General features: G+C 44.6%; 15 protein-coding genes, 1 tRNA gene, 2 rRNA genes and 3 pseudogenes (1 of these 21 only partly in view). 1 reads left to right on the top strand and 20 read right to left on the bottom strand.

Going from position 1 to position 19,983, the window contains the following annotated elements; all coding sequences use genetic code 11:
- Positions 1–37: 37 nt before the first annotated feature.
- The 7 genes and pseudogenes from rnhB to glyA form a co-directional block, all read right to left on the bottom strand.
- Positions 38–613 (bottom strand): ribonuclease HII, encoded by a 576-nt coding sequence (rnhB, locus tag QUE24_RS13250; protein ID WP_286304278.1) that lies wholly within the window; start codon positions 611–613, stop codon positions 38–40.
- Entirely contained in the window at positions 610–1,752 is a 1,143-nt protein-coding gene (gene lpxB, locus QUE24_RS13245) for a lipid-A-disaccharide synthase (protein ID WP_286304277.1), read from the bottom strand. Before lpxB ends, rnhB begins: the two co-directional genes overlap by 4 nt.
- Positions 1,753–1,754: 2 nt before the next feature.
- Positions 1,755–2,875, bottom strand: a pseudogene (gene ribBA / locus QUE24_RS13240) (bifunctional 3,4-dihydroxy-2-butanone-4-phosphate synthase/GTP cyclohydrolase II).
- 1 nt (position 2,876) lies between these two features.
- On the bottom strand, positions 2,877–3,515 hold the full coding sequence (locus QUE24_RS13235; protein WP_286304276.1) for a riboflavin synthase: 639 nt from the start codon (positions 3,513–3,515) through the stop codon (positions 2,877–2,879).
- 3 nt (positions 3,516–3,518) lie between these two features.
- Positions 3,519–4,625 (bottom strand): bifunctional diaminohydroxyphosphoribosylaminopyrimidine deaminase/5-amino-6-(5-phosphoribosylamino)uracil reductase RibD, encoded by a 1,107-nt coding sequence (gene ribD / locus QUE24_RS13230; RefSeq protein WP_286304275.1) that lies wholly within the window; start codon positions 4,623–4,625, stop codon positions 3,519–3,521.
- Positions 4,626–4,730: 105 nt separating this feature from the next.
- The gene (gene nrdR / locus QUE24_RS13225; protein WP_286304274.1) at positions 4,731–5,204 is read right to left on the bottom strand and encodes a transcriptional regulator NrdR; all 474 of its coding nucleotides are present in this window, start codon (positions 5,202–5,204) and stop codon (positions 4,731–4,733) included.
- Between the two features lie 19 nt (positions 5,205–5,223).
- Positions 5,224–6,476 (bottom strand): annotated as a pseudogene (gene glyA, locus QUE24_RS13220) (serine hydroxymethyltransferase).
- Positions 6,477–6,585: 109 nt separating this feature from the next.
- Here glyA and QUE24_RS13215 point away from each other — a divergent pair.
- Positions 6,586–7,449 (top strand): NAD(P)-dependent oxidoreductase, encoded by an 864-nt coding sequence (locus tag QUE24_RS13215; protein WP_286304273.1) that lies wholly within the window; start codon positions 6,586–6,588, stop codon positions 7,447–7,449.
- A 32-nt stretch (positions 7,450–7,481) separates the two neighbouring features.
- Here QUE24_RS13215 and QUE24_RS13210 read toward each other — a convergent pair whose 3' ends face one another.
- From QUE24_RS13210 to QUE24_RS13150, 13 genes and pseudogenes are all read right to left on the bottom strand, one after another.
- Complete coding sequence (locus QUE24_RS13210; RefSeq protein ID WP_286304272.1) at positions 7,482–8,777, bottom strand: adenylosuccinate synthase; 1,296 nt, start codon at positions 8,775–8,777, stop codon at positions 7,482–7,484.
- Complete coding sequence (locus QUE24_RS16010) at positions 8,770–8,997, bottom strand: hypothetical protein (protein ID WP_491562457.1); 228 nt, start codon at positions 8,995–8,997, stop codon at positions 8,770–8,772. The genes QUE24_RS13210 and QUE24_RS16010 overlap by 8 nt, the downstream gene beginning before the upstream one ends.
- Before the next feature lie 48 nt (positions 8,998–9,045).
- Positions 9,046–9,881, bottom strand: a pseudogene (locus tag QUE24_RS16005) (ATP phosphoribosyltransferase regulatory subunit); the annotation flags it as partial.
- 84 nt (positions 9,882–9,965) lie between these two features.
- Entirely contained in the window at positions 9,966–10,163 is a 198-nt protein-coding gene (locus QUE24_RS13195; RefSeq protein ID WP_286304270.1) for a DUF2065 domain-containing protein, read from the bottom strand.
- Positions 10,160–11,032, bottom strand: coding sequence for a protease modulator HflC (hflC, locus tag QUE24_RS13190; protein WP_286304269.1), 873 nt, complete (start codon positions 11,030–11,032; stop codon positions 10,160–10,162). The genes QUE24_RS13195 and hflC overlap by 4 nt, the downstream gene beginning before the upstream one ends.
- On the bottom strand, positions 11,033–12,229 hold the full coding sequence (gene hflK / locus QUE24_RS13185) for an FtsH protease activity modulator HflK (RefSeq protein WP_286304268.1): 1,197 nt from the start codon (positions 12,227–12,229) through the stop codon (positions 11,033–11,035).
- A gap of 87 nt (positions 12,230–12,316) precedes the next feature.
- Entirely contained in the window at positions 12,317–13,462 is a 1,146-nt protein-coding gene (hflX, locus tag QUE24_RS13180; protein WP_286304267.1) for a ribosome rescue GTPase HflX, read from the bottom strand.
- A gap of 10 nt (positions 13,463–13,472) precedes the next feature.
- A complete protein-coding gene (hfq, locus tag QUE24_RS13175) occupies positions 13,473–13,697 on the bottom strand; it encodes an RNA chaperone Hfq (protein WP_286304266.1) in 225 nt (74 codons plus the stop codon).
- Between the two features lie 69 nt (positions 13,698–13,766).
- Positions 13,767–14,687, bottom strand: coding sequence for a tRNA (adenosine(37)-N6)-dimethylallyltransferase MiaA (gene miaA, locus QUE24_RS13170; protein WP_286304265.1), 921 nt, complete (start codon positions 14,685–14,687; stop codon positions 13,767–13,769).
- 33 nt (positions 14,688–14,720) lie between these two features.
- Positions 14,721–15,980 carry a transcription termination factor Rho gene (gene rho / locus QUE24_RS13165; protein ID WP_286304264.1) on the bottom strand — a complete coding sequence of 420 codons (1,260 nt, stop codon included), beginning with the start codon at positions 15,978–15,980 and terminating at the stop codon, positions 14,721–14,723.
- A 689-nt stretch (positions 15,981–16,669) separates the two neighbouring features.
- Positions 16,670–16,784 (bottom strand): 5S ribosomal RNA (rrf, locus tag QUE24_RS13160).
- Positions 16,785–16,880: 96 nt separating this feature from the next.
- Positions 16,881–19,775 (bottom strand): 23S ribosomal RNA (locus QUE24_RS13155).
- 204 nt (positions 19,776–19,979) lie between these two features.
- Positions 19,980–19,983: transfer RNA gene (locus QUE24_RS13150), tRNA-Ala, on the bottom strand; it runs 72 nt beyond the window's last position.

Raw genomic sequence — 19,983 nt, 5'->3', positions numbered from 1 at the left:
CACGCTCATCCATTTTTCTATGATTTATATAATGGCATTACAGTGATAATGCCTTATGAACAGGGCCGAATGAGCGTCTATGAATATCCGTTACCCCTAGCGTTAGAAGTGCTTGCTGATGTTGCTTGGTTGGATAGCCTTTATGCTTGGCAAAACCATAGCCTGGATACTGTTCCTCCAGTGCAATCATTTCTTGGTCACGGGCGACTTTAGCTAAGATTGAAGCGGCCGCAATAGCGGGCTCAGATTGATCACCTTTAATAATGGTGGTGACGGGACAATTAAGCTTAGGGGCATGTATACCATCGACAAGCACGTGTTCTGGGACTATAGATAAGGCTTCAACGGCTCTTTTCATCGCAAGTAAACTGGCCTGAAGAATATTTAGCTCGTCTATTTCATCTGGCTCAGCTCGTCCCATTGCCCAGGCTAAAGCATGCTCTTTGATTAAAGGTACCAGACTCTCTCTTCGTTTTTCAGTGAGTTTCTTTGAATCAGCCAAGCCTGCAATTGGGTTATCAGGATTCAGTATGACAGCAGCAGTCACTACGGGCCCGGCTAATGGGCCACGTCCAACTTCATCAACGCCGGCGATAATAAGCGTATTTGTCATGAATGATGAGTATCAATAAAAGAAATAACGGCTCTGGCTGCATTGTCAGCGCCACCGCTAGGCCCGAGCGCTTTAAGCACTTGTTCTTGAACAATATGAGCCTGTTGTCGGGCTTCTACTGCGGTCAGAAAATATAATAACCGTGGCGCTAACTCAGCTACCGATACCTGGCTCTGCAGTAACTCAGTGACGACATTTTTTCCGGTCACAATATTACATAAACCCACGTAAGGAATTTTTACCAGTCGTTTGAGAATCTGGTAAGTCAGTGGCGCAACCCGGTAAGTAATTAAATGCGGTACACCTAACAAAGCAATTTCCAGAGTGACAGTGCCTGATGCCGCCACAATCGCATCACAGCTACGAACGACATCATAAAACTCACCAGAAATGACCTCCACTTTCACCGCCGTTTCTGATAAATATGGCTCAATTAACGTCCGATCTAACCCAGGTGCTAAGGGTAAAATAACCTGCACAGAATTATCACGTTGTTGAATATGCTCGGCGGTCGCTAACATCACTGGCAATAATGCTTCCACCTCACTCCGACGACTGCCAGGAAACAAGCCTAAGACAGGCGCTTTCGCATCAAGGGAAAAATGAGACTTGGCCTGTTCAGAAGTCCAGTCTGAATGTACTGCATCAACTAAGGGATGACCAACACATTTCACAGCCACATCGGCTTTTTCATATAGCGACTGTTCAAATGGAAACAACACCAGCATCAGATCAACATAACGCTTTATGGCTTTGATTCGACCAGCCCGCCAGGCCCATATTTTAGGGCTGATATAGTAAATAACCGGAATACCCAATTCACGCGCTTTTTTAGCTAGCTTTAGATTAAACCCAGGGTAATCGACTAATATTAATGCGTCAGGTTTACTTGAAGCTAAATGTTCAACGGTTTTATCAAAAACAGCTTTGATATGAGAGTAGCGTTTAATGACCTCAACCAGGCCCATGACAGCAAGCTCAGCAAAATCGGTGATAATATCCACACCCGCTTCACGCATGGTCTCACCACCGATACCGGAAACAGAAATATCCGGCCGGTGTTGTTTCAAGGCTTTTAGCATTCTGCCGGCATGGGCATCACCAGAAGCCTCACCCGCCACGACAAATAATTTAGGCATGCTTACTCAGTCTCGTCAGCTTCCAGATAACCCACTAACTCAAGTCCAAATCCTGAAACACCAGTCAACTTCGTGGGTGTCCCCATCACGCGCATTTTTTTCACGCCTAATGCTGACAAAATTTGTGCACCAACACCAAATGTACGCAGATCCCAGCCCCCTTAACAGGTAAAGGGCTCTCATCACGGTCTTCTCGTTCATAACGTGCAATTTTGGCCGCTAACTGTTTATTCTGAGCCGGTAACCTCAAAACAACCAGAATACCTTTACCCGCTTGTTGAATTTGTTTCAGCACTTGAGGAACTGGCCAATGTGTCGGCTCCCTGACCGAGCCTAAAATATCACTGAGTGGGTCTGCCATATGCACGCGAACCAACGTTTCTTCATCAGGAGTAATATCACCATAGGTGAGGGCTAGATGGACCTGAGAATTGACTGAATCCTGAAAGCTGTATAGCTGAAAATCACCATACTCAGTAGGAAACTGACATTGAGATAATTTTTCGACGGTCATTTCATTTTCAAGTCGATAACTTATCAGGTCAGCAATCGTACCAATTTTCAGATCATGTTTTTGTGCAAAGGTTTCCAAGTCTGGGCGCCTGGCCATACTGCCATCATCATTTAAAATTTCAACAATGACAGCTGCTGGAGATAAGCCGGCAAGCTGAGCGAGATCACAGCCAGCTTCCGTGTGACCAGCTCGTGTTAACACCCCACCCGGCTGTGCTTTTAAGGGGAAAATATGGCCTGGTTGAACCAAATCCTCAGGTCGTGAATCAGGATCAACTGCGACTTGCACGGTTAAAGCACGGTCGGCCGCTGAAATACCAGTCGTCACTCCTTCTGCCGCTTCAATGGAGACAGTGAAGTTAGTGGAATAAGGCGTCTGATTGTCACTGACCATCAGTGGTAATCGTAATTCACGACAACGATTTTCCGTTAGCGTCAGACAAATCAAACCACGCCCAAACCGTGCCATAAAATTAATGGCATCTGGTGTGACTTTTTCTGCAGCCATAATGAGGTCACCCTCATTTTCACGATCTTCATCATCCATAATGATGACCATTTTTCCCTGTCTGAGATCGTCAATAATCTCTTCTGTGCTGTTGAGTTGCATATTAAGTATCACTGTTTCCTGACAATGTTTCTCTGGCGTATACAGGGTCGAGTCCAGGTAACAAACGCTCAAGATATCGAGCAATCAAGTCGACTTCCAAATTCACAACCGTACCCACTTTATATTCTTTAATAATGGTTTCCTGCATAGTGTGGGGAATGATATTGATTTCAAACCAGCCCGCTCCAACCTCATTCACCGTAAGACTCACACCATCAATCGTCACAGAACCTTTTTTAGCGATATAGCGTTCCAAATTGGCGGGTACTTCCATTCGAAACTGTACTGAGCGCGCAGACGGTGTCATCTCTAACACCTTACCAAGACCGTCGACATGGCCACTCACCATATGTCCACCAAGACGATCGCCTACAGCAAGCGCTTTTTCAAGATTAACGGGTGAGCCTTCAGTAATCTGTGATAGTGCAGTTCGCTCGAGACTCTCTTTTGATACATCAAAACTCACATGAGACTGATCAAGTTCAACCACAGTCAGACAGACACCATTAATAGCAATGCTATCGCCAAGACTGACATCAGATAAGTCTAATTTTTGGGTCGCCACTTTCAATCTCATATCGCCACCACTTGGGGTGATAGACGTTACCTGTCCCATGGCTGCAATAATGCCTGTAAACATGAATTAAGATTCCTCGTTATATATTGGTCTTGCAGTGATACGCCAATCCTTACCTACTGCCCGGATATCATCAATTGTTAGGGAAATATTCTGAGACATTGTCATCATCTCAGGTAAATGAAACACACCACGTGCCATATCGCCCATAATTTTGGGGGCCATGTATATGACTAATTCATCGATTAAACCTGCTTTTAACAATGCCCCATTCAAGACGCCACCGGCTTCAATCATCAACTCATTGATTTCACGTTGTGCCAGTACCGCCATCAACGCATTCAGATCGATATTTTGGTCTACAGAGGGCAAAACTAAACATTCGGCTGGTTCCGCGATAGTAATATCATTGGCCGTAATCACCAGTACTTTACCCTCTTTGAGAATTTGAGCACTCGCAGGCAATCGTCCATCACTATCCACAATGATTTTGAGCGGTTGTCTGATCTTCTGACCAGAAGGGTACCAATTATCATGATCTGCAGAAAAACGGACATTTAACTGCGGATCGTCCGCGAGTATCGTACCAATTCCAGTCATAATGGCTGAGCTGCGCGCGCGCAGATTTTGTACATCCTGTCTGGCTTCAGGGCCGGTTATCCACTTACTCTCACCCGATGCCATAGCTGTTCGGCCATCAAGGCTCATGGCGACTTTACTTCTGATATACGGTCGACCATGACGCATACGATAGGAAAAACCAGGATTCAACTTCTCTGATTCAGAGCTCAACAGTTTGGTGTGGACCTCTATCCCCGCCTCTCTCAGGCGATGTATGCCTGAACCTGAAACAACGGGATTAGGATCAGTCATCGCTATAAAAACGCGTTTCACACCAGCATTAACCAGAGCATCAGCGCAAGGCGGTGTACGTCCATAATGGCTACAGGGTTCAAGCGTGACATAACAGTCCGCCCCTCTAGCCTGCTCACCCGCTTGGTGTAGAGCGTTTACTTCAGCGTGACTCTCTCCTGCCCGCTGATGCCAGCCTTCACCAACAATCTGATTATCTCTCACAATGACACAACCAACCCGAGGGTTAGGGTCAGTCGTGTATAGTCCATTTTTGGCAAGCTCAATGGCTCTTGCCATATAAAATTCAGCAGAAGCCATGGTCATTTCTCTTAAAATGAAATAACAATGTATTCATATCGAATACAACAAGATATAAAACACTGACTATCAGTAAGAGCATGATATCAGTGCAGATAAACATCTTTATTTTTTATCGTCCGGTTCTGATTTATTTTCCATTCGTTCAATTTCTTCACGAAAGGCATTCACATCCTGAAAACTTCGGTAGACAGAGGCGAAACGCACGTACGCGACTTCATCTAATTCACGAAGTGCATCCATCACCCAGTCGCCAACCAAGCGACTATCGACTTCACGCTCACCCGTTGCCCACAGTCGCCGAGTAATAGTTTTGACGGCTGTATCGACGGCATCAATACTGACGGGCCTTTTTTCCAGTGCTCGCATAAATCCGGCACGTAATTTATTTTCATCAAATAACTCACGTGAGCGATCACGTTTAATCAATCTTGGCAGACTTAATTCAGCCGTTTCGTACGTTGTAAAGCGTTCATTACACTCGACGCACATACGACGTCGGCGGATGGCATCACCTTCCGCCGACAGTCGTGAGTCCACAACTTTTGAGTCATCTGCACCACAAAATGGACAGCGCATAGTGTTTCCGTGAGGTTATTTATGAGTAAACAGGCAAACGATCACAAACCGCTTTTACTTTACTCTTCACATCGTTAATCACCTGTTCACTTCCCGCTGCGTCAATGACATCACACATCCAGTTTGCCAGATCGCGACACTCTTCTTCTTTAAAACCGCGAGTCGTCACAGCAGGTGTACCAACACGGATACCTGATGTCACAAAAGGTGATTGTGGATCATTTGGAACCGCATTTTTATTGACCGTGATATGAGCAGCGCCTAACCAGGCATCGACATCTTTACCTGTCAGGCCAGCTTCTATAAAACTGACTAGGAATAAATGGTCATCAGTACCATTTGAGACAACGTCATAACCACGTGTCATAAACACATCAGCCATCACACGTGCATTTTTGATGACCTGATCCTGATAGGTTTTGAACTCAGGCAGCATGGCTTCTTTGAAGGCAATTGCTTTAGCTGCAATCACATGCATTAAAGGACCACCTTGGAAACCAGGGAAAACAGCCGAGTTAAGTTTTTCTCGATCTCAGGGTTGGCTTTTGCCAGAATCAAACCACCACGTGGACCACGTAATGTTTTATGCGTTGTTGTCGTTGTGACATCAGCAATTTGCACCGGGTTAGGATATAAACCTGCGGCAACCAGCCCTGCTACGTGGGCCATATCAACCAGTAAATAAGCGCCGACTGCATCAGCGATATCACGAAAACGTTGCCAATCCACTACACGAGAGTAGGCAGAAAAACCAGCTACGATCATTTTTGGTTGATGTTCTTTTGCTAAACGCTCGACTTCATCATAATCAATTTCGCCGGTTTCAGCATTCAAGCCATATGAAACTGAGTTATAGATTTTTCCTGAAGCACTGACTTTAGCGCCATGTGTCAGATGACCACCATGTGCCAGACTCATGCCTAAAATAGTATCACCAGCTTGTAATAAAGCGAGATAAACTGCAGCATTAGCTTGTGAACCAGAGTGTGGCTGAACGTTAGCATAATCAGCACCAAACAACGATTTCGCACGTTCAATGGCAATAGCTTCTACTGTATCAACATGTTCACAACCACCATAATAACGTTTGCCAGGATACCCTTCAGCATATTTATTGGTTAAAGATGAGCCCTGAGCTTCCATTACACGAGGGCTCGTGTAGTTTTCTGAAGCGATCAGTTCGATGTGATCTTCTTGACGTTTATCTTCCGCAGCGATTGCATTGAACACGTCATCGTCAAAGCCAGCGATGGTCATGTTTTTATTGTACACAGTATTCCCCTGTATCTACTGTAAAATGGGACATTATTCTATCTCACAACGTCGCTGGCATCTATGGCATAGTGACAGTTTTATTCGCATAAGGATTAAATCATAGCTTATGAAAATAGGATTAATTGGAACAGGCCTGATGGGGCAAGCCTTATCACATCATTTATTAGCTGAGAATCAACCACTGGTCGTGTTTAATCGCAGCCTTGAAAAGTGTGATGAGTTAAAGGCTCGAGGCGCTGCTGTAGCGACATCTGCGCAAGCTCTAGTTGAGCAGTGTGATATTTGTTTACTTTTTTTAAGTGATGCAAAAGCCATCAACTCTGTACTGGACGATATCAACACTGAGACGTTTAAAAACTGTCTGATTATACAGATGGGCACAATCGCACCTGAAGAGTCACGCGAACTTGCCAATCGTGTAAAAACGACAGGCGGTCGATATCTTGAGTGTCCTGTACTTGGCAGTTTACCTGAGGCAGGCAGTGGCAAATTAATTTTAATGGCTGCAGGTGAAAAATCTGACTTTAATACGGCACTGCCATTACTTGAGTTGATTGGCCATGAACCACAGTACATAGGCGAGATTGGACAAGGAGCGACTGTTAAACTCGCTATGAATCAGTTAATCGCAGGCCTGACAGCCAGCTTTGCATTGAGTTTGGCCTTAGTCGAAAAAGAAGGCATTGCCACTGAACAGTTTATGAAAATTGTGCGTGATAGTGCCCTATATGCACCCACTTTTGATAAAAAACTGACTCGAATGGTGGACAGGGATTTCTCGGCACCCAACTTCCCAACCAAACATCTCGCAAAAGACACTCGCCTCTTCTTAACCGTTGCCAACGAACTAGGCCTGGACACAAGTGCACTCAGAGGCATTGAGCTACTGCTACAGAAAACGCTGGATATGGGACTTGATAACACTGATTACTCAGCATTGATGGCGGCTGTTTCGCCCAAAGAGTCATAAAAAAAGCCCTCATTTGAGGGCTTTTTATAAGTCTAGACTTCGAATAAATCTCGTCTAACAATCGTTTCGCGTCGGTCGGGGCCGGTTGAGATAATATCAATTGGCACACCGGCGAGGCTTTCAACTTTTTCTATATAGGCACGGGCATTTTCAGGCAGTTCACTATATTCAGTGATGCCCAAAGTAGACTCTTTCCAACCCGGCATATCAATGTATACAGGCTCACAACCTTCGAACTCATCTGCACTTAACGGTAAGATATCGACAGGTTGACCGTCTTTTTCATAGGCAACACATAGACGAATAGTTTCGATACCATCAAGCACGTCTAGCTTGGTCAGACATAGTCCCGTGATACTATTTATCCAACTAGCACGATTCAGTGCCACCATATCTAACCAACCACAGCGGCGGTCACGTCCGGTTGTGGCACCTTTTTCCATGCCTTTATCAGCCAGATATTTTCCAGTTTCATCAAACAACTCAGATGGAAATGGTCCACCACCGACACGCGTGGCATAAGCTTTTGTAATACCAAGAACATAATCAATATGACAAGGACCTACACCAGAGCCAGTTGCACTGCCTCCCGCTGTTGTATTGGACGAAGTAACATAAGGGTATGTGCCGTGGTCAATATCTAACAAAGCACCTTGTGCACCTTCAAACATGACATTGTCACCCGCTTTATGATACCCCTGAAGCATCGCTGGGATATCAGCAATAAGTGGGATTAAGACATCACGCATTGCGAGTGTATCTTTTAATACAGTTTCATAATCAACAGGTGCTACTTGGTAATAATTAACTAATGAAAAGTTATGAAACTCAATGACTTCTTTTAGTTTTTCAGCAAAGGCTTTTTCATTCATTAAGTCACCGACACGTAGACCTCGACGGCCAACTTTGTCTTCATATGCGGGACCAATACCTCTACCTGTTGTGCCGATAGCGGCTTTACCTAAGCGTGACTCACGCGCCTTATCCAAAGCGATATGATAAGGCAAAATCAATGGGCAGGCCGCACTGATTTTTAAGCGTTCACGTACAGGAATCCCGTTGGACTCAAGCTCTGCCATCTCTTTCAATAGTGCTTCAGGGCAAACCACAACACCATTACCAATCAAGCATTGAACGTTTTCACGGAGAATGCCAGATGGAATCAAATGCAACACCGTTTTTTTGCCATCAATAACCAGTGTGTGACCAGCATTATGACCACCTTGGAAACGTACTACAGCAGAGACATTATCCGTTAGTAAATCGACTAATTTACCTTTACCTTCATCGCCCCATTGGGAGCCAATTACAACTATATTTTTAGCCACGAGTTTGTGTTCCTATTTCAGTCACTTGCCAGTGACCATTTTGTTTTACCAATGTATGTGTGGTGGAAGTCTGAGAACCAGGAAATTGATAAATGACCACCTTTCCTGATTCACGTAATGATTTGACAGTGGCGTGAAGATGGCTGTCTTCAGCCCACTCAACACCTATTGTTTCCTGGTTGAATGATTCAGCAGGGAGCTGTGTCGCCAGCTTCTTCAAGTCAAGACTAAATCCCGTTGCTGGCTGAGCCAGACCAAAGGCTTCACCGATATCATCATAACGACCACCTGCTGCAATAGCATAAGATGATTCCGGTTTGTAAGCTGCAAACACCACGCCCGTGTGGTAGTGATATCCGCGCAGTTCAGCAAGATCGAAGTTAATAGCAATACCTGGGATTCGCTGCGTAAGCGCGTCAGCAATTTGTTCAAGCGTACTTAATGCAAGCTGCACTGATTTTGGTGCATTCTTTAATACAGATTTAGCTCGTGGCAAGACAGATTTATCACCATTTAACTCAGACAACTCTTGCAACATTTGCCTAGCATCTTTACTAATCTGATAACTGTCTAACAGAGCGGATATATCGGTAACAGCCTTTCGTTGTAAAGCAGAAAATAATTCTTGCTCTTGGCTTTCTGTCAGCCCAGCAAACTCGGCTAATCCTCTATAAACACCAACATGACCGATATCCAGCGCTATCTTTGATACTGCGCCAGATTTTTTAGAAGCTCAACCATCAGCTCAATGCTTTCAATATCACTCTCAGGTCCCGCATGACCATAGATTTCAGCACCTAGCTGTATGGGATTTCTGACCCCATTCAATCCGGTAGGTAAAGTATGAAGAACACTACCTATGTAGCACAATCGAAGAATATCTGATTGATGACGTAGCTTGTGAGCAGCAATTCTGGCCACTTGTGGTGTCATGTCTGCCCGTATACCCAGCATTCTGCCGGACATTTGGTCCGTCAGCTTAAATGTTTGTATATCTAAACTTTTTGCCGTACCAGTCAGCAGTGAGTCCAGATACTCAACTAAGGGTGGAACAACAAGCTGATATCCCCAACCTCGCATGAAGTCGACCAGTATTCGATGCATATTCTCAAGTTGAGTTGCTTCTTGAGGCATAAGCTCATCAATACCTTCAGGTAGCAGCCAGCTCTCTTTTATAGTCATTATGAGTTAATTTATCCAGTACAAAAAAATCAAACCGACAAGCATGCATATCAAACCAGTTAGTCTAATTTGAGTATCGCTCATGCTTGCCGTTTGTAATAAAGCGCGTTTAAACATAGTCGGATTGAGAAACGGCATTAAACCTTCGATAATCAGTACTAATGCCGTTGCTACGAGAAGACTATGGCCTAATTCTCCGCTCACTTCACAGGGAGTTCAGCATCGTTAAAACGTTTGAAGAAGTCACCTTTGGGTTCAATGACCAGCATGTCGTCACCATTAAACACATTTTTATATGCTGATAGTCGACGATATAAGGAATAGAACTCTTCATTTTCACCGAATGCTCTAGCATAGATATCCGTGGCTTTAGCGTCACCTTCACCACGTAACTCTTCTGCTTGACGTCTTGCTTCGGCAATAATAACGGCACGCTGACGATCAGCATCTGAACGAATTTTTTCCGCTTCTTCAGCACCTTGTGAACGCAGCTCTTTTGCAACACGTTCACGCTCAGCTTCCATACGTGTATAAACAGATGTACTGACTTCAGAAGGCAAATCAATACGTTTTATACGCACATTTGAGATAGAAATACCAAAGCCTTCCGCTACACGGTTAGCTTCTGTCAGAATATCCTGAACCATTGCCACACGGTCACCAGACACGACTTCTTGAATTGTCTTACGTCCAAACTCTGCACGCAAACCATCCTTGATTATTTGTGATAATCGCGATGCCGCACGGTCTTCGTCACCACTCATGGATCTGAAATAGGTTGCCACATCGCTGATACGCCAAATGATGAAAGAGTCGACTATGACATTCTTTTTCTCACCTGTCAGGTATCTAGCAGGTTGTGCGTCGAGTGCCATTTCACGAGCATCAAACTTACGAACATCTGTGACAAAAGGTGTTTTGAAATGAATACCTGGCTTAAAGTCAGCCTTTTCAATCTGACCTAATCTGAGCAGAAGTACTTTTTGACGCTCATCAACAACAAAAATAGATGATGATAAAGTGATGACGGCTAGTGCCAGTAAAATTAAAATCAGTGTCAAACGGGAACTCATTTAGCGACCTCCTCTGCTACGAGCATCATCGCTTGATGAGCTTTTGTTTGAAGATGAAGTATTAGCCGACGTAGATGACGGATAATTAAAGCTATCTAAATCCAGTTGTGTTGGACTGCTGTTACGACGATTCATGCGGTCTAATGGTAGATAAAGTACATTACTACCGCCATTTTCCATATCAACCATCACTTTTTGGCTCTTAGAAAACACGGATTCCATTGTATCAAGGTATAGTCTCTCAGCTGTAATGTCGGGTGCTTTATTAAACTCCGTCATGACTTGAGTGAAACGGCTCGCATCACCCTCTGCTTTTGCAATAACTTGACTCTTATATGCCTCAGCCTCTTGAACAATTCTAAACGCTCTACCTCTGGCTTTTGGCAAGATATCATTTGAATAGGCTTCTGCCTGATTCTTTTGACGAACTTCGTCTTCGCGAGCTTTTACTACGTCAGCAAATGCTGCTTGAACTTGCTCGGGTGGCTGAACATCTTGCATATTCACACTTGTGACTAACAAGCCCATTTCATGCGAATCAAGCATTGTCTGTAAGAGTTGCTCAGTACTGTTAGCGATCGCGCTTCTACCTTCAGTTAAGACGAAGTCCATATTTGAACGCCCTACTGTTTCACGTACTGCACTTTCCATCATTTGACGCAAAATAACATCAGGATTTCTGACGTTGAAAAGATACGCCGGTGCATCTTGTACTCTGTACTGTACGGCAATCTTGAGATCAATAATATTTTCGTCTTTAGTTAACATCAGTGACTCAGAGTGAATGGTGCCACCACCTCGACTACCACCGCTTCTGTAACCAATCTCAGCTGTACGAATTTCTTCAACGTTGACCACTTCTACTTTTTCAATTGGGCTCGGCAGATGCCAATGTGGTCCAGGCATAGTTGTAGTGGCATATTGACCAAAACGAAGAACAACGCCACGCTCAGCTGGGTCGACTATGTATATCCCTGAGGCGATCCACACCAGAAAAGCAATTATGGCAATCAAACCAAAACCAAAGAAACCGCCCCGACCTGATGAGTTGTTATTGTTATTATTACCTTTACCACCAAAAATGCCACCAAGCTTACGTTGCATATTCTGGATAACTTCGTCTAAATCAGGTGGCCCATCATTGCCACGATTACCCCACGGGTCTTTACCACCGTTTCCGGGTTCATTCCAAGCCATGTAGCTCTCCAAATTGAAAAAACAGAGAATTTATTTCAAACACGCCTATTTTACGGACATGGTCACTATAAGCAACCAAAACCGTATCTAGGCATCAACATATTCAGAAAGTGATTCTTCTGGAAAATATTCATGTAGGGCATCTCGTAACAATTCCAGCCCTTCACCTGTTCTTGCTGACAACCAAATACGGTTAATATTACCCTTATCATCTCTATCGATGCGCGGTGAAATATCATCGACCTTATCTATTTTGTTATAAATAATTACCTGGCGGACTTCATCAGCTTCGATTTGTTTTAAAACCTCATTCACATGATGAATAAGATCATCACGATCATTCGCGCCACAATCAACGACGTGTAGCAGCAGTTCAGCATCACGCGTCTCTTCAAGTGTCGAACTAAATGACTCGACGAGATCATGAGGTAAATCACGTATAAAACCGACCGTGTCTGCCATGATGAGGAGTTCGGTTTCTTGTAGCTTAACTCTTCTTAAAGTTGGGTCTAATGTCGCAAATAATCGGTCATCAGCATAAACTTTAGCTGATGTCATTTTGTTAAATAATGTGGACTTGCCTACGTTTGTGTAACCAACCAGGGACACAACAGGTACACCGCCTCGCTGTCGTGAACGTCGGCCTTGCTCCCGTTGTGACTGAACTTTACCCAAACGCTTCTTAAGTGACTTGATACGTTGGCCTAGTAAGCGTCGGTCTGTCTCCAGCTGTGTTTCACCAGGTCCACGCAATCCGATACCACCTTTTTGCCGCTCAAGGTGAGTCCAGCCTCGAACTAGTCGCGTTGATAAATGCTGAAGTTGGGCTAGTTCAACTTGGAGTTTACCTTCATGAGAACGTGCTCTTCTGGCAAAAATATCCAATATCAGACCTGTTCTGCCCAGCACCCTGCATTTGAGTTTCTGCTCAAGATTTCTTTCCTGACTAGGTGACAACTCATGGTTAAAAATGACTAAGGCTGCATGCGAGGCATGAACATGTTCTGCAATTTCATCAACTTTACCACTACCAGCAAAAAATTTAGGATCGGGGCGGTGGCGTTTTCCTTGAATAATCGCTGCAATCGCTGCACCTGTTGAGCCAACTAATTCAATAAACTCTTGTTGAGAATCATCGTAATCTGGATCATTAAAATTCAGATGAACCAAGACAACAGCTTCTTTCTCTGACGCATCATCGAAAGCTGTTTGAATATCCGGTCTGTCGAACAATCAAATACTCCTATTCTTCTTGGTTAACATTAACATTACGTGCAGGCACGATAGTTGATATAGCATGCTTGTATACCATTTGATTGACAGAGTTTTTAAGTAAGATGACAAACTGATCGAAGGAATCAATCTGACCTTGAAGTTTGATACCGTTTACTAAATAAATAGAAACTGGAATATTTTCTTTTCTTAAAGCATTCAAGAAAGGGTCCTGAAGAGTCTGTGCTTTTGCCATCTTTCACTCCATATATTGTTATTATTTTTGACTGTTTAATATCTCATTCTAAAAGCCTTAACAGAATCGTCAAGCATTATTCGTCAACTCGGGTACTTGCTCTGTTAAGTATCGTTCTACATCATTGATAGGCAAGGCTAAACCACTATCAAACCAGATTCCATCATTCTGGGATCGTAACCAGGTTAGCTGGCGTTTCGCCATCTGACGTGTGGCAACAATTGCACGATAAACAAATTCATCATAATCGTACTTACCTTCAAGATATGACCATGCCTGCCGGTAACCGACTGCACGTATTGATGGTAAGTTCGCATGACAGTCATTTCGATTAAATAATGTTTTCACTTCTTCAATAAAGCCTGCATTCATCATTGTCTGGTATCGCTCAGCTATTCTGTTGTGAAGAATGGCTCTATCAAATGGTGAAACAATGATCTTAGTGACTTTATAGTCAAAACTATCATGGCTTGCTTGAGTCAATTCAGTCAGACTTTTACCCGATACTTCATACACTTCCAGAGCACGTTGTAAACGCTGTGGATCATTAATGTGTATTCGTGCTGCTGAGACTGGGTCGATTTCTTTTAACCGATTGTGTAAGGCTTCAATGCCCAATTGCTGAATTTCCAGATTTAGCTTTTCTCTGATAAGCATATTTGCTGGGGGCAAGTCAGCAAGTCCATATTGAAGACTTCTGAAATAGAGCATTGTTCCGCCAACCAATAAAGGAACTTTACCTCTGGCGGAAATATCAGCCATCAGATTGAGGGCGTCTTCTTTGAATTGACCAGCAGAATAAGGCTCATGAGGTTCGACAATATCAACTAAATGATGAGGATAGTGGCTTAGAACGGAACGATTTGGTTTTGCAGTGCCGATATCCATGCCTTTATAGACAAGCGCGGAATCGACACTGATGATCTCTACTGGATACTTCTTTGCAAGGGCGATAGCAATATCTGTTTTTCCAGCTGCTGTAGGCCCCATAATAAATATGGCGGGTGGAAGCACAGAGTTTGATTACCCCTGTTTCATTGAATCAAAAAACTCAACATTTGTTTTCGTCGATTTTAACCTATCCATCAAGAATTCCATGGCTTCAACAGGTTCCATCTGAGCAATAATTTTTCTCAAGATCCAAAGTTTTTGGAGATCTTCTTCTGTTGTCAGCAGTTCTTCACGACGCGTGCCTGAACGTGTCACATTGATGGCAGGATACATTCTACGATCAGCAAGTTTACGTTCCAGCAATACTTCCATATTACCAGTACCCTTGAACTCTTCGAAGATGACTTCATCCATTCGAGAGCCAGTTTCAATCAGGGCTGTGGCAATGATTGTCAAGCTGCCACCTTCTTCAATATTTCGAGCCGCACCAAAGAAACGCTTCGGGCGTTGTAAGGCATTGGCATCAACACCACCAGTCAAAACCTTACCCGATGATGGTGAAACAGTGTTATAAGCACGGGCGAGTCTAGTGATTGAGTCAAGTAAGATAACAACGTCATGTTTATGCTCAACAAGGCGCTTCGCTTTCTCGATCACCATTTCAGCAACCTGTACGTGTCGTGAGGCAGGCTCATCGAACGTACTGGAGACCACTTCACCTCTGACAGATCGTTGCATTTCCGTGACTTCTTCAGGACGCTCATCAATCAGCAACACAATCAGATCACTATCAGGATAGTTAGAGGCAATTGACTGTGCGATTGACTGCATGATCATTGTCTTACCTGATTTAGGCGGAGCAACAATCAAACCACGTTGTCCTTTGCCTAGTGGTGAAGCAAGATCAATAACACGTGCTGTCAGGTCTTCAGTACTTCCATTCCCCCGCTCTAATGTAAAACGTTCATTGGGGAAGAGCGGCGTAAGATTTTCAAAAGGGACTTTATTTCTAGACTTATCAGGTTTTTCGTAGTTAATTTCTTCTACTTTAACCAAGGCAAAATAACGCTCACTATCTTTGGGTGGACGAATTTTACCTTTTATTGTGTCGCCAGTTCTAAGGTGGAAACGACGAATCTGGCTAGGTGAGACATAAACATCATCAGGACCTGCAACGTAGGAATCTTCGGGTGATCTTAAAAAACCAAAACCATCTGGTAAGAGTTCTAATACACCTGTAGTGATAACATCTTCGCCTTGTTTAGAGTGCGCTTTGACTATGGCAAAGATAAGTTCTTGTTTTCGGTTTCTTGCTAAGCCCTCAAGATTCATGGAGAGAGCCAGTTCCATTAATTCAGCAGCTGACTGCTTTTTCAGTTCTGTCAGATTCATGTATTACCTAAGAATGGGATTTTGATATAGAAATGCCTTGAACACACCGATTGATGAGTTGAATTAACTTAATTTTGGAGGGGTTTTAAAAACTGCAAGTAAGAATAACAGTAATAAAGACTGGCGTCTAGTTTTATGTACAAAATATCGCGATGTTAGAAATAAAAGCTAATTATACCAACAGTTTTTCTATTCCTGTCAGTAAACTGACTAATCAAAATAGCTTGGCTGAAATACTGTGAGTTAGTACAAGTCGAGAATTACACCATTCATATCGACTTTTTAGGGAGCCTATGAAATTTAGGGCAGTCTCAATTTGCTCCTACCCCATTCAGTTTAAATGCATAATCCATTGGCAGTTACTTCGTTCACGTATACACGTCTGAACGGCAGATAATAAAAAAAGCCTGGCGGTTATTTACAGGGATGTCATGTATGGCGATAACACAGGAGCCGTTATCGGTGACCTACTTTGTTTGCCCTATTCCAGGGGCAAATCGCTACGCAAGTTCCCTTTGGTCGTCCAAAAACGTTCCTGACGTTTTTGTTATGTCCATAGATGGACGGTATGCCGCCAATGCAGGAGCGATGGCGGTCACATGGGGCTTTACTTAAATCAAGAGAAGTCATGTCAGGGTTTTAGATATAAAAAAAGCCCATCCGTTTGGATGGGCTTATTTTATATTAAAGCCTGGCAGTGACCTACTTTCACATGGGAACTCCCACACTATCATCGGCGCTAAGTCGTTTCACTTCTGAGTTCGGGATGGGATCAGGTGGGGCCAACTCGCTATGGCCGCCAGGCATAACTGGCATAGTCAGTTCTAAACTGACTCTCGGAAATCGGTAACAAGATATTGCGTAAAGAGGTCGCAACTCCCCAAGTTCCCTTGGGGTTATATGGTCAAGCCTCACGGGCAATTAGTACTGGTTAGCTCCATACATTACTGCACTTCCACACCCAGCCTATCAACGTGGTAGTCTTCCACGGCCCTTCAGGGGATTAAATCCCAGTGAGAACTTATCTTGAGGGGGCTTCCCGCTTAGATGCTTTCAGCGGTTATCCCGTCCGTACATAGCTACCGGGCAATGCTGTTGGCACAACAACCCGAACACCAGGGGTACGTCCACTCCGGTCCTCTCGTACTAGGAGCAGCTCCTCTCAATTCTCAAACGCCCACGGCAGATAGGGACCGAACTGTCTCACGACGTTCTAAACCCAGCTCGCGTACCACTTTAAATGGCGAACAGCCATACCCTTGGGACCGGCTACAGCCCCAGGATGTGATGAGCCGACATCGAGGTGCCAAACACCGCCGTCGATGTGAACTCTTGGGCGGTATCAGCCTGTTATCCCCGGAGTACCTTTTATCCGTTGAGCGATGGCCCTTCCATTCAGAACCACCGGATCACTATGACCTACTTTCGTACCTGCTCGACGTGTCTGTCTCGCAGTCAAGCACACTTTTGCCATTGCACTAACCGCATGATGTCCGACCATGCTTAGTGTACCTTCGTGCTCCTCCGTTACAATTTGGGAGGAGACCGCCCCAGTCAAACTACCCACCATACACTGTCCCTCGCCCAGATAATGGGCGTAGGTTAGAACTCCAAACATACCAGGGTGGTATTTCAAGGTTGACTCCACGATAACTAGCGTCATCGCTTCAACGTCTCCCACCTATCCTACACAAGTAGGTTCAAAGTTCAGTGCAAAGCTGTAGTAAAGGTTCACGGGGTCTTTCCGTCTAGCCGCGGGTATACGGCATCTTAACCGCAATTTCAATTTCACTGAGTCTCTGGTGGAGACAGTGTGGCCATCGTTACGCCATTCGTGCAGGTCGGAACTTACCCGACAAGGAATTTCGCTACCTTAGGACCGTTATAGTTACGGCCGCCGTTTACTGGGGCTTCGATCAAATGCTTCGCCTAAACTAACATCATCAATTAACCTTCCAGCACCGGGCAGGCGTCACACCCTATACGTCCTCTTTCGAGTTTGCAGAGTGCTGTGTTTTTAATAAACAGTCGCAGCCACCTGGTCATTGCAACCCCCTTCAGCTCCGTGAGCAAGTCACTTCACCTAACAGGGGCACACCTTCTCCCGAAGTTACGGTGCTATTTTGCCTAGTTCCTTCACCAGAGTTCTCTCAAGCGCCTTAGAATTCTCATCCCATCCACCTGTGTCGGTTTGGGGTACGGTTCGTTATTACCTGAAGCTTAGAGACTTTTCCTGGAAGCTGGGTATCAATCACTTCGCGCCTAATGGCACTCGTCGTCCTGTCTCAGCTAAGCCAAACGGATTTTCCTATTCAGCACGCCTACGCAGTTAAACCAACATATCCAACAGTTGGCTGACCTAACCTTCTCCGTCATCCCATCGCAGTAATAACAAGTACAGGAATATTAACCTGTTTCCCATCGATTACGCATTTCTGCCTCACCTTAGGGGCCGACTCACCCTGCTCCGATTAACGTTGAGCAGGAAACCTTGGATTTTCGGCGAGGGGGCCTCTCACCCCCTTTATCGTTACTCATGTCAGCATTCGCACTTGTGATATCTCCAGCATGCTTCTCAACACACCTTCACAGACTTACACAACGCTCCTCTACCATGCGTGTAAACACGCATCCATAGCTTCGGTATATGGCTTAAGCCCCGGTACATCTTCCGCGCAGGCCGACTCGACTAGTGAGCTATTACGCTTTCTTTAAAGGGTGGCTGCTTCTAAGCCAACCTCCTAGCTGTCTGGGCCTTCCCACATCGTTTTCCACTGAGCCATAATTTTGGGACCTTAGCTGATGGTCTGGGTTGTTTCCCTTTTGACGACGGACGTTATCACCCGCCGTCTGTCTCCCGTAATTGCACTTCTCGGTATTCGGAGTTTGCATGGGGTTGGTAAGTCGGGATGACCCCCTAGCCCAAACAGTGCTCTACCCCCGAGAGTGAGATACGAGGCGCTACCTAAATAGCTTTCGAGGAGAACCAGCTATCTCCTGGCTTGATTAGCCTTTCACTCCGATCCACAGTTCATCTCCGCATTTTTCAACATACGTGAGTTCGGACCTCCAGTTAGTGTTACCCAACCTTCATCCTGACCATGGATAGATCGCCAGGTTTCGGGTCTAATCCATGCAACTAGTCGCCCTATTAAGACTCGGTTTCCCTGCGCCTCCCCTATTCGGTTAAGCTCGCTACATAAATTAAGTCGCTGACCCATTATACAAAAGGTACGCAGTCACAGAACAAGTCTGCTCCTACTGCTTGTACGCACACGGTTTCAGGTTCTATTTCACTCCCCTCAACGGGGTTCTTTTCGCCTTTCCCTCACGGTACTGGTTCACTATCGGTCGATAAGGAGTATTTAGCCTTGGAGGATGGTCCCCCCATGTTCAGACAAGGTTTCTCGTGCCCCGCCCTACTTGTCGCAAGCCTAGTACCAATAACGCATTTTCGTGTACGGGGCTATCACCCTGTATCGCTATCCTTTCCAGAATGTTCCACTAATACGTTAAATATCACTTGCAGGCTACTTCCCGTTCGCTCGCCGCTACTAGGGAAATCTCGGTTGATTTCTTTTCCTCCGGCTACTTAGATGTTTCAGTTCGCCGGGTTCGCCTCCTTAAGCTATGTATTCACTTAAGGATACTTACCATAGGTAAGTGGGTTGCCCCATTCGGAGATCGTTGGGTCACAGCTCGTTTATCAACTCGCCAACGCTTATCGCAGATTTCTACGTCCTTCTTCGCCTCTTATCGCCAAGGCATCCACCATGTGCGCTTATTCACTTGACCATATAACCCCAAATTAACTTGAAGTCATATTGTCTATCTTATTGCGACATAAGTTTTTCTTTACTTAGAATGTCACGCTGTATCACTACAGTATTTCATTCTGCCTTGTTACTTCTTTCCGTTTTGTTAAAGAGCAGTGTATAAACACTGAGTAACTTACTTATCAAATAAGCTATCCAGTATGTATCACGTAAAGAGAAATAGTGGT

The organism is Methylophaga marina (assembly GCF_030296755.1).
GTDB classification, from domain to species: Bacteria; Pseudomonadota; Gammaproteobacteria; order Nitrosococcales; family Methylophagaceae; genus Methylophaga; species Methylophaga marina.
This window is presented reverse-complemented; position numbering and strand designations above follow the sequence as displayed.